The following is a 14789-nucleotide window of genomic DNA, read 5'->3' as shown; positions in this document are numbered from 1 at the left end:
AATAATGATTAACACACTGATTTACAATGTAAAAACCGACATATTTTGTCGGATTATTGTCGGTTTAGGTCGGTTTTAGATATAAGGAAATAAAAAAGCACCTGAAATTCAGATGCTTTTATTGTCGGTTTTATTTTTGCTTGAATTAAAGGTCTTTTAGCACGTCCCAGATAGATCCCATTAATTGAATTTCACTCTCAGACTTTGGAGCTCCATTCCTTTTGAAGTTATTTTTATTTAACCCGTTAAAGCATTTTATCATTGTAGCTTCTGTATCTCCTATCCAATATCTAAACCGATGCGCATCAGCTGCGCGACCTTTCCATTCGGGTTTCTTCTTGCCATCCGGCACGTTTTTATTAATGATTATGCTTTCGAGAACCTCATCATCTGCCCCAGTGATCCATTTTGATAATTTATTAGCTATTCCCGTGTATTTTGTTGTTTGTAATGCTGCTTTATCAATTTTCAGTGTTTCTTTTTTATTAATTACTTTGATGATCTTCTTTCCTAGACTCGTTGAATATAAAAATCGATCAATTAATTGTTTATCCTCATCATCTTTAAAATAGATAGAATAGAAAGTACAGATCTCTATTAACCTTATTCCTACAAAGTTGCAAAGATCTTGCAACTGGTTATATCCACTGTCATTTTCATTAATATTACATTTCTCAAACCAATTCAAAACTCCTTGTAATAAAAGTATTTGTAGTATCTGCCCAAATCCAGGTTCTTCATTAAATAGCTGCAAAAATTCTACTATTTTATTCTGCAGGTGAAGAGGTCTATCTGTGTTGTCCGATATATAAGTACATACATTATTCAATATTTCGAAAAGCCAATTAAACGACATATCCACTTTTTGAAATAATGTATCAATTCTAAATTCTTTTAAATCATTATAATAACCCACCAAACAGGATTTGATATTATATTTTTCACAAAGAAGCAGTCGATCAATAGTTTCATCATCTTTTGTATAATCAGAAAATGGTGCATCAAAAGGAAAGAATGAGTTTTTATTTTTTAAACCTATGGTTACATTATCTAGTATTGTTTGTAATTTTTCATTTCGTACAAATCCAGCATTTTCCATAGCTTCGCTAATATCCCATCCTTGATCTATGTTTTGTAAAGCTTTTTCTAAAGCGTTTGTTTGTAATTCGACAGCTTTATCATACTCGCCCTTATTTATATATTCATCGTATTTCATCAATAAATTATTAGCAATAAAGTTATTATTAAATACACTCTGTCATAATAGGTTACTCTAAGAAACTAATAGTCTCCTTCTTCATATCATCATCAATGTCACGATACCTGGCAAACGCCCTACTCCCCTCAACGTGTCCGCTCATTGAAGCAACTAAATTTGGATCTTTAACCTTCTTGTATAAATTTCCTACAAACGCCCTACGTGCCAAATGGGAACTTGCAACTTCGTTTAACGGACGTTGTTCTTCTTCACCAGTAGTCGGATTAAGAACAGTAACAAGTCGGTTTAATCCAGCCAGTGTGAACGCCTTCTTTATATGTTCATTGTACTTTTGATCGCTGATAAATGGAAATAACCTTTCACTCTTACCTTCGTATTTCTTTATTAAATTCTTTGCTTTATCAGTCAAAGGCACGCGGATTGTTGACGGATGATCTTCTATTGTCTTCTTGGCAATGTATTCAATAAAGTTACCGTTGTCCTTTAGGTTCGCTTTTGACAATTTAGTTAAATCACAGACTCTGCACCCAACTAGACATTGGAAAATAAAAATATCCCTTTGTACCTCCGTCTCAGGATGGGCACTCAAATCCGTCTGTAGCAGTTTATTTCTCTCGCGAATTGTAATGTAGTAAGGCGTTCCGTAGATTTCCCCTGGAACTTTGTATTCATCATACGGATTGTTTGTGGTGAGATTTGTTTTAACTGCCCATTTGTAAAAAGAGCGGAGTTTATTAAGATGATCACTCCTCGCATTATTGCCCCTTGGTTTTACTCTCCGCGTTTCTTTCACCACCTCATAAATTTCCGGATAATCGTCCTGTATAGAATGTTCAATTTGAAGGAATTTATTAAACGATTGAATATCCTTGGCATTAAGCCCATTGATATCGATTTTGAATGTTTCATTTTCTGTTGCCCTCTTATACATTTCCCAACGCTGCAGGCATCGACGTAAAACTTTTAAATAAGTTCCACGTTCTTCTTGTGTCTTGATATAATCATCGAATATATCAAAAAAAGTTTTTTCTTTTGGTTTATACTTTGATGGGTTTAGCTTTTGATCAATTGCTTCATACCAACGCTCAGGACTGGGATCATCTTTTATCTCATCATAAACCGTCAATAATAGTTTCCTTCTGTTCACAATGGCATTATTGATTTCATTCCGGTAATCATCAGAAACTAATACGCGCGATTTGATCTCCTGTCTGTTTTCGTCCCAGTGGTCAGGGTTTACATTTATTTCCGATACGTGGTGCAATTGTACGGATCTTCCGGCACTCAACCGGAAGCGAATGCTTACGCTATCCACTTTTTTTCTGGTTGTTCTGATATAAGCCCTAACCGTTGCCATACTGTTTTATTATTAGCGTTGTGCAAATATATAAACTTTGCACAACACAAACAAAACAAATCGTTGCATTATTTTACATTATGAAATAATATTGATTTATTTTCAGGGTATTACGCTTGTTGTATATTTCCAAAGAAGTCCAATAATGTCATTTTCGATTCCCGCCGGGTGTACTAAAAAAGACAACACAAAGCCGCTGAAAATCAGCGGTTTTTATTTTAACAGGGCATCAAAGGAGCGTCCAAATCAAAATAAAATAACTTTAATCATACCTAACTGTCGGATAATAATTTGAAGGATAAATTCCTGATATTTTCCATTTTATCGTTATTCTTTGCAGCTAATATTTTTCTGGGATAATTTATGAAACCGGTTTTTCTCAGTCTTTATACTGTCAACAAATAGACGCTTGAAAATATTTTTTTTCTTACATACTTACCTAACCACTGAAATCACACAACGATCGTTTTATCGGTATATTTTTTTCTGTTCCGGTTATGACCATAAAAACAGTAAAAGGCAGAAGTTTTCGGGAACAATCGGCTATATGCGCAGCAAAAAGAGGAAGCAGAAATATTGAAAGTCGAAGGTACCCATCTAGCCGAAAGAACTCACGTAAAAGGTTTAAAGTTGCAGGTATCAATGCACCTGAATACCAAGAAACCGTTAGGGATATTTCACTTGATTTCTCTACATAAGACAACCATAAATTGACCAGCGTAAAAAGGGTTGAAACTGTCGAAGCCCTTTCCTTTCGCTTCCTGCAGATGAAAAACAATATTGAACAGCGGTTGTTTATCCATTGTTCGGAGAAAGGAGGTTTCAGCACGCTTATGGAAAACCATAAAAAATGAGAATTCACTCTGATAAGTTAAAGTCAAAATAAATCATCCCATAAAAACTTCTTGAATTCTAAAATATCTTTCATATCTTTGCAAACACAAATTTTGGTGTTATTCGTTCTATTTATCCTTCGGAACGAATAATGAAAAGGGAATCAGGTGTAAATCCTGAACAGACCCGCTGCTGTAAGCTCAATGAAGAGCCTTGTGCAATACCCAAATCCACTGTCCCGACAATTATTGGGGTGGGAAGGAAGCACAAAGGACGAGTAAGTCAGAAGACCTGCCAAAATAGATAAAATGTTTCATAGCTTTCGGGGAGTTGGAGCTTGAAGAACGAAAACACGTACCACGGCAGATTCTTCTGTTTTATTATTTTGGCTACTTATACTTCATAAGCCGTTTTACCGCGTGTGTTATAATTCCACCTCAATGATCCGCTTTCTGAAAGTTTAATTTTCGGAAAGAATGAATCTGTGTAAGAAAACCTCGCTGTTCGTTGTAATCGGGCTGCTGATTACGGCAGGCAATCTGTTTGCACAAGCCGGGGCGAATAAGCCCGAACAACCGCCAATTCAAACCGAGACTTCACAATCTGGCAGGGACTCTACCGCGATGTTTCTTCAGTTGGATGAGTTTGTTGTTTACGGAAGTCCATTGATGAAAGAAGTGATTCCCGTACAAAAACTGTCGGGCGAGCAACTTAAAAACCTGAGTTCTTTTTCGGTAGCCGATGCCATACGCTATTTTTCGGGCGTGCAACTTAAAGATTACGGAGGCATTGGCGGACTGAAAACCATAAATGTACGCAGTATGGGAACCCATCACGTGGGTGTTTTTTACGATGGTATTCAGTTGGGAAACGCACAGAACGGTCAAATAGACTTGGGTAAATTCTCACTGGAAAACATCGAGGAGATTTCGCTTTACAACGGACAAAAAAGCAACATCTTTCAGCCGGGGAGAGATTTCGGATCCTCAGCCACAGTTTATCTCCGATCGCGTACCCCGTGTTTCGTGGAAAACAAGCGATACAACCTGCGTACTTCCACCAAAGGAGGTTCTTTCGACCTCATTAATCCCTCTGTGTTGTACGAATATAAATTTAAAGATAATCTGAGTGCCTCCATCAACGGTGAATATATCAACTCATCTGGAAAATACAAGTATCGCTATCGACGCGTTTTCCCCAATACCGGCGAAGTAATGTACGACACCACTGCGGTGAGAGAAAACGGCGATATCTATTCTTTCCGCTTTGAAGGAGGATTGTTCGGGACGATTTCCGGTGGATATTGGAGAGTGAAAACTTATTTCTACGATTCGGAACGAGGTATTCCCGGAGCCGTCGTAAATAACCGGTGGAAAAATTCTCAACGGCAGTGGGACCGCAGTTTCTTCACACAAGGTGTTTTTCAAAAAAGCGTTACTCCAAAATACGACGTGTTGATCAATACCAAATATGCCTATGATTATATGCGTTACCTCAATCCCGACACCACGCTGATGCTTATCGACAACACATTTCGTCAACAGGAGGTGTATGCTTCTGTAGCCAACAAGTACTCCATCACACGGAAGTGGGATGCGGTGTTATCGGCAGATATGCAATACAATACACTGACATCCAATTTGGACGGTTTTGTTTTCCCGAAACGGCTTACCACGCTCGTAGCTTTGGCAAGTGCAACCGATCTCGGTGAAGTGAAAATGCAAGGCAGTGTGTTGGCAACTTTCGTGCGCGAGCGAATCAGTTCGGGAAACACTGCCGCCGATGACAACGCCAAAGCCGCACCCGATAAACATGAGTTTACCCCTGCATTCTTTATATCCTACAAACCATTCAAAAGTCAAAATTTAAACATTCGCACTTTTTATAAGCATATTTTCCGAATGCCCACCTTCAACGACCTCTATTATACCGACATCGGCAACATCAAGCTCAAACCGGAATTTACCCATCAATATAACGTGGGATTCAGGTATGAGAAGTCCTATGAGAAAAATATCATCAAGCAGTGGGAATTTCAAGCCGATGCATATTACAACGAGGTTACCGACAAAATTGTTGCTGTCCCCAAAGGCAGCGGGCAATACCGGTGGATGATGATGAATTTGGGGTACGTGAAAATCCGTGGTATGGATGCAGCCGCATCGATCACCGTTGAACCGTATAAAGATTTGCTTTTCAACCTTCGCCTAACGTACACCTATCAAAAGGCGGAAGATTTTACCAAGCGTAAAAACCCGATTCTGCAACAAAGCACGTGGGGAGGGCAAATTACCTACATTCCGTGGCACAACGGTTCAGCAGTGGCAAGCCTCACTTACAAATCGTGGCAGCTGAACTACAGTTTTATCTACGTGGGCGAACGCTACCATAGTTCGGCAAATATCCCCGCCGAATACGAGCAGCCCTGGTACACCAACGATATGACAGTAAGTAAAAAATTCATGATAAAAAAGATAAATATGCGGGTAGCGTTGGAAATAAATAACCTGCTCAGTCAAGATTACGATGTGGTACTTAATTACCCTATGCCCAGGAGAAATTATAAACTTTCAATAACCGCAGAAATATGATGCAAGAAATTGGGAATAAGAAGTTAGGAATTAGAATATGGTTTATCGCCCTGCTTACGGCTTTCTCATCGTGTCGCGACGATGTGGAAGTGGTACTCTCGGAAGACATCCTCACCGGTTTCCCCGAATATATCGACGGGTATTGGGGCTTCTACCTCCTCAACGAGGGCAATATGGGTAACAACAAAGCCACATTGGATTATTACGATTTTGCCACCGCCGTTTACAAGAAAAACATCTATGCCGAACGAAACCCCAAAATCCCCAAAGAGATGGGAGATGTGGGTAACGACATTGGCATATACGGCAGCAAACTCTACGCTGTAATCAACGTCTCCAACAAGGTGGAAGTGATGAACGTGGCAACCACCAGGCGCATCGCACAAATAGAGATACCCAATTGCCGCTTCATCAAGTTTCACGACGGATATGCCTACGTTACCTCCTATGCCGGGCCGGTTGTGATAGACCCCGATTACACACAAATCGGCTTTGTGGCAAAAGTAGATACCGCCACACTAAAAGAGGTAGACCGGTGTTTGGTAGGCTTTCAACCCGATGAACTGGAAATTGTGGACAACAAAATTTACGTTGCAAATTCGGGCGGATATATGGGCGCGAACAGTACCGGGGGATACGAGCGAACAGTTTCCGTGATCGATATAGCCTCATTCAAGGAAGAAAGACGCATTGACGTGGCGTATAATTTAGAGCGGATAAAAGCCGACGGGCGAGGCAATCTGTGGGTAAGTTCGCGCGGTGATTACAAAGGATTGCCTTCCCGTTTGTTTTTCATCGACCGTGCAAAAGGCGAAGTTACCGATACAATACCCATTGCCGCCACCAACTATTGGATCGATGATGACTTGCTTTACGTGTACGGCACCGAGTTTAGCTACATAACGCACGATTGGGAAATTTCGTACAGCATTGTGGATACGCGTACGCGTGAAATAGTAACCCGCAGCATCATTACCGACGGTACCGATAAACAGATTGAAAAGCCCTATGGCATTATGGTAAACCCTGTAAACAAAGACATTTATATTACTGATGCCGGAAACTACGTTACTCCCGGTGCACTCTACTGCTTCACTTCCTCCGGAAGAAAAAAATGGGAGCTGGAAGCGGGACAGATTCCAGCGCATTTTGTACTGGTGCCAAGTAGATAATGTAAAGACGTAACACATGGCATCTCAAAACCTATAGGATAAAAACATTACATTTTTCATTAATTCTTAAACTCAAAAACAAGATGAAACAGAAGATTCTTCTTGCCGTGCTATTCACGGCAATGTTCTTTACCGCGTGTAAAGAAGAAGTGTTGGCTCCCGATATTTCGGGAATCGAAACCAGCGAGTATCTATTAAACATAGGCGACAAAATAACGCTGGCTCCCGATATCAAAAATCTGAAAGGAAACGATTATGTGTGGACGGTTAACGACAAGAAAATCGTCAATACCACCACCGATTATACGTTTGTTGCCACGCAGCCCGGCACGTTTGTAATAGCGTTTAAGGCAAGCAACAAAGGCGGAACCGCCCACGAAGTGTTTAAAATTGTGGTGGAGGCACCCATTGAAATTTCGTTCGACAAACCCATTTTCACCACATCAAAATGCAACGTGCTTGAAATCGTGCCCAAAATAGCCGGTCCCGAACGCGACGACTACAAGTACGAATGGATAAAGGGCGACGCGGTGATAGGAAAAGAGAAAAACATTGATTTCATAGAAGTCAAACCCGGCGACTACGAACTGAAACTCACCGTATCTGCTGGAAAACAATCCGTAACTACAACAACTTTCGTGAAGGTGGAAGAGGCAGACTATAAACAGAGCGCCTACACGCTATTAGAGTATTATCCGGCTCCGGCAAACGGGCTTGACTGGTCGCTTATTGGTGGAGAAACTATGTGGAATCGAAACGAATTTCCCTTGGCATACAACGACTTTATAAATAAAGCAACAGAGATAAGAAAAGGAAGCCCCACTAACGGTATTCACCTTGGTTCCTGGGGAGGATACGCCACTTTTGAATTTGACCATACGGTAGTCAACGTAAAAGGAAAAACAGACTTGGAAATCAGTGCGAAGTTTTCGCAATTCGATCTGCCACAGGTTTTTGTAGCATACGACAAAAACAAAAATGGAAAGCCGGATGAAGACGAATGGTACGAAATTAAAAATCACGATTGGGGTAAGGAAGATATAGCTAATTATGAAATCACCTTTACGTATGACCGTGTTGAAACAGACGAACTATGGCTTGACACCTATTTCAAATGGCAAGATAATCAAGCTGAGCAGCAACTGGGTGAGGTTCATTACAGTAAAAGATTATCAAGTTCCATTACAAATAGTGGCAATGTATCCACCAAAGGTTTCTTCCCCGGATATTATATGATCGATAAAGAAAGGAAAGAAGTAATAAAGCTAGACGGCTGGTCAAACGTTATTACCCGGAAAGGGAAACGCATAACACGTGATGTTACTGGTGGCAACTCATTCAATCAAAAATTGAACATTGATATTGATGACGCGGTAAACGAAAAAGGGGAAAGTGTTTCGCTTATCGGAATAAACTTTGTAAGAGTACGAAAAATAGTATATCCGTTTGAAAAAAACTTTTCTGTAACACCACAGGTAGTAGAAGATGCCAATATGAAAGAGGGTCGAATTTTATATGTAGGTCAAATCTTGGACAAACACATATGAACGAGTAGAGTAATCTTTTAATTTTATCAATAAAATGAAATCAATCAACAAATACACATCATACATCTTGTTTTCGGTACTTTTCGTTGCAAGCTGTACCAAAGAAGCCGAAGTAGGTATTGTTCCCGTTATTTCGGGACTCGAAAGCGAATACATCGCCACCGTGAAACAAACGCTGGAGCTGAAACCCACCGTAGAAAATGCACCCGATGCCACCTATACGTGGCTCCTTAACGGAGTGGTAGAAAGTACTGCCGCCACCTACACCTTTACCGCGCCATCGGTAGCCGGAACGCACACGTTGGTGTTTCGCGCCGCATCATCGAGCGGAATGGCACAAAAAGTAATCTCCATTGAAGTAGGCAACTTCACCCCCATAAACGCATCAACAAATACTGTTTTGCTCCTGGAAACGCCAAAAAGTCTGGAAGGAATACAAAACATAGAATGGCAAGTAATCAAAGCATCGAACGATTTATACCGATTGGAACATTCCGAAACGGGAGTGCCTCAGTTCATCTCGGCAAAAACCGGACGATATACCATCAAAGCCATCACACCCGACGGGTTGGAAGACGGATATATGATACTGGTTCGCGCCGGAGAAAAAGTGCAATCACCCTATATTTCGCACGTGTTTGACTATTTGCCCGCTCCCGGACAATTTGTAAACAAACTACCCAAATATGATGAAGGCGACACGCACGAAGATATGGTTGCCAAAACTGCCTCTCATTTGGTGGGTGAAAATGCCACAATGATTACCCTCGGCGGCTGGGGGGGATACGTTACGTTTGGTTTTGACCACACCATAGCCAATGTTTCGGGTAAACGCGATTTCACCATCAACGGAAATGCTTTTGGCGCAGCAGCCAATCCCCGTCCCGATGCACCTTTTGGTGGCAGCTGTGAACCGGCGGTTATTATGGTGGCTTACGATAAAAATAAAAACGGAAAACCTGACGACGATGAGTGGTATGAAATAAAAGGCAGCGGAAATTTTACTGCAGAGAATGAGTCGTGGTATGAAATGGCTGTGAACAATAAAAACGACGTGCGCACTTTCCGCGATTACGAAATGACATTTTACCGCCCCGTTAACGATGACGAAGCACCTATAAAAAATTATATTTATTGGACAGACAACCAAGGACAGGAAGGTTACAAAGTAAAGAATGGGTTCCACAAGCAGAGTTACTATCCGGGATGGATAAAAGAAGATAAGATCACCTACAAAGGTATCCGCCTTGCCGATAATGGTATTGACGAAAGTGGACAAGGTAGCTATTACGTGCTTTATGCTTTCCGTTACGGCTATGCCGATAATTACCCCAACCACTCAGAAAATGCCGGAATCGACATCGATTGGGCAATAGACAAAGAGGGCAAACCTGCCAACCTTCCCGGTATCGATTTTGTGAAAGTATATAACGGCGTGGACAAAGAAAACGGCTGGTTAGGCGAAGCATCTGCCGAGATTGCCGGCGCATACGATTTGCATATGAGAGGTATAAGTTTTAACACGATAAAAAAATAACTCTCCGTTATTATGGCAATGATTCTATTGACTGCAGTTGGCAGACTTGTTCCCCATCCCTCCAATTTGCGCCCATTGGCGAAATGCCACTTTTCGGGGCAGCTTATTGTACTCGCAAATGGTGGGTATATTTAGTGCCCACAGCTGCTGCGTGGATAAGCGATTTAATTTTAAACAATGTGGTGTATGCCGAGTATTTCGACCATTTTGTCACGAATACTTTTAGTAAGCTTTTGATAAACAAAAGTACGCCTTTTATCTTGATTTTACTGAGGATATCAAGTCTAGATGGTTTAATGACTTTTTTGAATTGTTTGTAAAAGGAGGATCTCTCTCATATTTTATGAAGAGAAATCCTCCTTTTTAAAATGTTTTTTCGAAATACTCCTATCTGATAAGCGCATAAAGCATTCGTATCTCTTCTGCCCAGAGCGTTTCGTCGGGAGTTTCCAGAATCAGTGGCAGATCGTCAAAACGAGGATCGTTCACGATGAAGGTGAAAAGACCGAGGTTCATCACTCCCTTGCCAATACTGTCATGCCTGTCTACCCGTGTCGAAAGTTCTTTTTTTGAATCGTTGATATGCATGCCCCGTAAATAGCGGAAGCCTACTATTTCGTCGAACCTGCGGAAAGTATCATCGTAGGCGTCGCGGGTTCTAATTTCATAACCGGCTGCCAGCAGATGCGCCGTATCGAGGCAGACACCCACGCGACTCTTATCTTCCACCTTATCGATAATGTATGCCAGTTGCTCAAATGTATGTCCCATGTTACTTCCCTGACCTGCTGTATTCTCCAGTACGGCAGTCACTCCCTTTGTCCGGTCGAGCGACATGTTGATCGATTCGGCAATGCGGTTGAGACACTCATCATGAGAAATCTGGTTGAGGTGGCTGCCAGGATGGAAGTTGAGCCTGTTCAGTCCCAGTTGTTCGCATCGGCTCATCTCATCAAAGAAAGCCTGTCGTGATTTCTTTATTTCCTCCTCACCCGGATTGCCCAGGTTAATGAGATAGCTACTATGCGGCAAAATGTAATCGGGAGAAAAGCCGAATTCTTCGCAGCGTGCCCTAAATAGATCTATGTTCTGTGTCGTGTATGCCGAAGCAAACCACTGACGCTGGTTTTTGGTAAAAAAGGCAAAAGCTTTCGCTCCAATAGCCTGTGCATTGAGGGGTGCATTTTCCACACCACCAGAGGCACTGATATGTGCTCCGATATATTTCATATGACTAAAATATTTATTTTCAATGGTGTCATATGGAACTCGCTTTTAATCATTACTTCGGGTGTAATGATTTCTCATACTCGTTTCATATGTTTATTTCTTTTTTGGAAATGTCATTAAAAACCACAAGCCCCCCTCGGAGCGGTTTTTGGCTACAATGCTCCCCCTGTGAAAGAGTACGGCATTTCTCACGATGGAGAGTCCCAGCCCCGATCCGCCCGTGATACGTGTGCGTCCCTCGTTCACGCGATAAAAGCGTTCAAAAATGCGCACCAGATGCTTCTCTTCAACTCCCGTACCGGAATCGTAAAATTCGAAGAAATAGGTATCTTCGTTTTCATTGTAACAACGCACAACAATATCTATTTGTTTTCCGGCATAAGAGATGGAATTCTCCGCAAGATTCCGAAAGATAGAGTACAACAGTGTGCGGCTACCATAAATAACCACCGACTCGGGCACATCCACCGTAAATTTGTCCTGCCTTCCATCCAGGTCATCAGCAAGGTCTGCCTTCAGCTCGACCAATAACTCCCTCATCATCACAGGCTCCAGTTCAAAACGATCTGCAGCCTCCTCTATCTTCGTAAGCATACTTATATCCTGAATCAGTTCAGAGAGACGGATGGTCTGTGCATAAGCCCTGTCGAGAAAGTTGTGAATCCGTTCATCTGACGACTCATCGCGATATATATTCAATATGGTTTCCAGGTAACCCCGGATACTGGTCACCGGCGTACGGAGCTCATGGGCAATATTATTGGTCATCTCCTGCTTGAGTAGCCGTGTCTTCTCAGACTTGGTGATATCACTGATATATAGCTCGAAACTTCGATCATCGAAAATTATTACCCGCACATTGAACTGTTTTCCACTTCTGTCGATCCTTTTGGAAAACATGTTCCCATTTTGGGAACGTTCGTCCAGAAAATGCACCACTTCCTCAAAATTGGGATCGGAAAAGAGCTGTTCCGTTTCGAGGGTAGGTTTATCAAGAATCACATTCAGAAACTGCAAAAAATGGGAGTTTGCATACACCTGCTGCCGATCGTGTGAGAAAATGGCAATACCTTCTTCGGAAAATTGAAAATGCTGCAAAAGCTTCTCCCGTTCGGCTGCAAGTTTAAGACGGTTCTCCTGCAGCAGATTGTAGTTTTCAACAATATCGGCGCTCACTTCCCCTACCTCATCGTCGGCAAACTGAAAGGAGGAAGGGACGGGCAGGCCGTTCTTCACGCTCAGGGAAAACTCACGCAGTTCCTTCATTGATTTGGAGAAACGGTTGGCAAAATATAACATCATCAGCACACAGACCACAAAAAACAGAAGAATGAAATATGCAAAGGAGTTCCCGGAGTTGATGAACGACTGGAGTCTCACGTCATATGGTACGGCCATACGGATAAAATATTTCTCATCATAGTTTTTAGCAAAATAAAGATATTTTACATTCTTGGTGTGGGAAAGACGCACATGCGTACCTGTACCGAAGCCGATACTTTTTTGTACTTCGGGCCGCTGCAAATGATTTTCCATTGTACTCGCATCTGCCCGGTTGTCATAAATTACGCTTCCCTTCCAGTCGAGAATAGTCACTCTCAAATAAGGTGGCATGTACTGTAACAGCTCTCCCATGTAATCCCCGCTCTTCGCTATTGTAATGCCGTTGATTGCCAGATATTGATTTATTATATCGGCATTGTTTTCCAGCGTACGTTCCAAGCTGTCGCTACGTTCTTTCTTTATTTGCTGTTGTTCAAAGAGGATAATACCCACTGTGAATCCTGCAATAATAAGTGAAAATATGGTCAGGATACGTACCCTGAAAGTGATTTTTCGTTTCATTCTTCCTTTTTGGCATCTATATTCAGGTAATAACCAAAACCCGAGCGGTTGACAATGATATTGGCATATTTTCCCAGTTTTTTTCGCAGGCGGGTTATATGCACGTCTACCGTCCTGTCTAGCACAAATTCATTATCTCCCCACACGCTGTTGAGAATCTCCGAACGAGTAAGCACGTTCGGCGAGGCCTGCGCCATGAGAGAGAGTATCTCGAACTCTTTCTTGGTCAGCGACACCTCGTTTTCGTCTATGGTGACCCTGTTGGTGTGGATGTCAATGGCAAGCCCCTTGTAGAACCACTTTGTTTCTGCAGGCATCTTGATGAGCGAGGTGCGTTTCAGCAACGCCTTCACGCGTGCCAACACCTCCTTCACCGAAAAAGGCTTGGAGATATAGTCATCGCCACCCAGCGAAAAACCGGTCAGCATGTCGTTCTCGGTATTCTTTGCCGTAAGGAAGATAATGGGGATATAATTTTCGTTCTTTCGTAATTTTTCAGCAGTCTTGAAGCCCGAGATGCCTTCCATCATCACATCGAGGATGATAAGCTGATGTACATCGGTAATTTTTTGTAAAGCCTCCTCACCCGATGTGGCCACATCTACAATATATCCCTCATTTTCCAGATTAAACTGCAGAATGTCACAAATATCTTCCTCGTCGTCTACCACTAAAATTCTTTCTTCCATAACATACAAAATTAATATAATTTCTGTTATCAGAAAATCGGTTTCAGGGGTTGGGAAGCTTGGTATGCCGGATGTCTTTGCCTTCAATCAGGTAGACGGCCGATTCGGCAATATCCACCGCTTTATCTCCAATTCGCTCAAGATAATAAGATATACTATTTATATTCATTATATTAACCAGCGACTGCGTAGTATGCATCTCATTACCAAACCCTTCTGCCAGTTTTCTCTCAATCTTCTTGTCCAGCTTATCCACTTTGTCATCCATATAGATGGTTTCATACGCCATCTCATTGCTACCACCCGCAAAAGAAAACACCGCATTTTTGATCATCTTCCCGCTCTTCACAAACATCTTGTCGAGCAGTTTTTTGTAATTTTCGAAACCATCCAGGGTAAAATCTATATCGCTGATCAAATGCGTGATATTCTCAATCAGGTCACCCACGCGCTCCATGGAGATTGTCATATCGTGATAGGCCATCAGCCGTCGCAGGTCCGATGCCCGCGGAGTGAAGAGCATGATTGCGTTAATAACTTTTTCTTTGATTGTGATATCCAGAGAGTTTATTAACTTTTCGTTACGCTTCAGTTCGATCAGAACAAGCTCGTCGGGTTTCTGATGTAACAAGGATGAAGCCAGTGATATCTGGGTCAGCACGATCTCAGATACCAGTTGGAAATCGCTGTGGAGCTGCTCCAGATACTTATCTTTGATTCCCACTGTGGGAGTAGATTCTCTATTATCGTTCTGTGTGTCCATCTTAA

At 41.8% G+C, this 14789-nt stretch carries 11 protein-coding genes and 1 riboswitch; of the genes, 5 read left to right on the top strand and 6 right to left on the bottom strand.

The window, feature by feature from the left end:
* Positions 1-145 precede the first annotated feature (145 nt).
* Together AC1HCU_RS03715 and AC1HCU_RS03710 are read right to left on the bottom strand one after the other, a co-directional pair.
* Positions 146-1216: a hypothetical protein gene (locus tag AC1HCU_RS03715; protein ID WP_480369236.1), complete on the bottom strand. Its 1071-nt coding sequence runs from the start codon at positions 1214-1216 to the stop codon at positions 146-148.
* A gap of 52 nt (positions 1217-1268) precedes the next feature.
* A complete protein-coding gene (locus AC1HCU_RS03710) occupies positions 1269-2576 on the bottom strand; it encodes a tyrosine-type recombinase/integrase (protein WP_480369234.1) in 1308 nt (435 codons plus the stop codon).
* A gap of 931 nt (positions 2577-3507) precedes the next feature.
* Positions 3508-3723, top strand: a riboswitch (cobalamin riboswitch).
* 163 nt (positions 3724-3886) lie between these two features.
* Between AC1HCU_RS03710 and AC1HCU_RS03705 the strand changes: the two genes are divergently transcribed.
* From AC1HCU_RS03705 to AC1HCU_RS03685, 5 genes are all read left to right on the top strand, one after another.
* A complete protein-coding gene (locus AC1HCU_RS03705) occupies positions 3887-6001 on the top strand; it encodes a TonB-dependent receptor plug domain-containing protein (protein WP_480369231.1) in 2115 nt (704 codons plus the stop codon).
* On the top strand, positions 5998-7173 hold the full coding sequence (locus AC1HCU_RS03700; protein WP_480369228.1) for a YncE family protein: 1176 nt from the start codon (positions 5998-6000) through the stop codon (positions 7171-7173). The genes AC1HCU_RS03705 and AC1HCU_RS03700 overlap by 4 nt, the downstream gene beginning before the upstream one ends.
* Before the next feature lie 83 nt (positions 7174-7256).
* Entirely contained in the window at positions 7257-8720 is a 1464-nt protein-coding gene (locus AC1HCU_RS03695) for a PKD-like domain-containing protein (protein WP_480369226.1), read from the top strand.
* Between the two features lie 34 nt (positions 8721-8754).
* Positions 8755-10257: a PKD-like domain-containing protein gene (locus AC1HCU_RS03690; protein WP_480369223.1), complete on the top strand. Its 1503-nt coding sequence runs from the start codon at positions 8755-8757 to the stop codon at positions 10255-10257.
* A gap of 83 nt (positions 10258-10340) precedes the next feature.
* Positions 10341-10577, top strand: coding sequence for a DUF6580 family putative transport protein (locus tag AC1HCU_RS03685; protein ID WP_480369221.1), 237 nt, complete (start codon positions 10341-10343; stop codon positions 10575-10577).
* A 67-nt stretch (positions 10578-10644) separates the two neighbouring features.
* On the opposite strand, the gene nfo is transcribed toward AC1HCU_RS03685, so the two are convergent.
* The 4 genes from nfo to AC1HCU_RS03665 all read right to left on the bottom strand — a co-directional run bounded on the left by nfo (position 10645) and on the right by AC1HCU_RS03665 (position 14784).
* Positions 10645-11487, bottom strand: coding sequence for a deoxyribonuclease IV (gene nfo / locus AC1HCU_RS03680; RefSeq protein ID WP_480369218.1), 843 nt, complete (start codon positions 11485-11487; stop codon positions 10645-10647).
* Positions 11488-11580: 93 nt separating this feature from the next.
* Positions 11581-13332: a sensor histidine kinase gene (locus tag AC1HCU_RS03675; protein ID WP_480369215.1), complete on the bottom strand. Its 1752-nt coding sequence runs from the start codon at positions 13330-13332 to the stop codon at positions 11581-11583.
* Positions 13329-14021, bottom strand: coding sequence for a response regulator transcription factor (locus AC1HCU_RS03670; RefSeq protein WP_480369213.1), 693 nt, complete (start codon positions 14019-14021; stop codon positions 13329-13331). The genes AC1HCU_RS03675 and AC1HCU_RS03670 overlap by 4 nt, the downstream gene beginning before the upstream one ends.
* Before the next feature lie 43 nt (positions 14022-14064).
* A complete protein-coding gene (locus AC1HCU_RS03665) occupies positions 14065-14784 on the bottom strand; it encodes a phosphate signaling complex PhoU family protein (RefSeq protein WP_480369210.1) in 720 nt (239 codons plus the stop codon).
* Between the last annotated feature and the right edge of the window lie 5 nt (positions 14785-14789).

It is taken from the genome of Proteiniphilum sp. LBM24028 (assembly GCF_056629195.1).
This window is presented reverse-complemented; position numbering and strand designations above follow the sequence as displayed.

Bases quoted from the DNA above. Each gene is read 5' to 3' on its own strand.
- AC1HCU_RS03685 (WP_480369221.1), top strand. From the start codon at position 10,341: ATGCCACTTTTCGGGGCAGCTTATTGTACTCGCAAATGGTGGGTATAT.
- AC1HCU_RS03700 (WP_480369228.1), top strand. From the start codon at position 5,998: ATGATGCAAGAAATTGGGAATAAGAAGTTAGGAATTAGAATATGGTTT.
- AC1HCU_RS03695 (WP_480369226.1), top strand. From the start codon at position 7,257: ATGAAACAGAAGATTCTTCTTGCCGTGCTATTCACGGCAATGTTCTTT.
- AC1HCU_RS03690 (WP_480369223.1), top strand. From the start codon at position 8,755: ATGAAATCAATCAACAAATACACATCATACATCTTGTTTTCGGTACTT.
- AC1HCU_RS03670 (WP_480369213.1), bottom strand. From the start codon at position 14,021: ATGGAAGAAAGAATTTTAGTGGTAGACGACGAGGAAGATATTTGTGAC.
- AC1HCU_RS03710 (WP_480369234.1), bottom strand. From the start codon at position 2,576: ATGGCAACGGTTAGGGCTTATATCAGAACAACCAGAAAAAAAGTGGAT.
- AC1HCU_RS03665 (WP_480369210.1), bottom strand. From the start codon at position 14,784: ATGGACACACAGAACGATAATAGAGAATCTACTCCCACAGTGGGAATC.
- AC1HCU_RS03675 (WP_480369215.1), bottom strand. From the start codon at position 13,332: ATGAAACGAAAAATCACTTTCAGGGTACGTATCCTGACCATATTTTCA.
- AC1HCU_RS03715 (WP_480369236.1), bottom strand. From the start codon at position 1,216: ATGAAATACGATGAATATATAAATAAGGGCGAGTATGATAAAGCTGTC.
- AC1HCU_RS03705 (WP_480369231.1), top strand. From the start codon at position 3,887: ATGAATCTGTGTAAGAAAACCTCGCTGTTCGTTGTAATCGGGCTGCTG.
- nfo (WP_480369218.1), bottom strand. From the start codon at position 11,487: ATGAAATATATCGGAGCACATATCAGTGCCTCTGGTGGTGTGGAAAAT.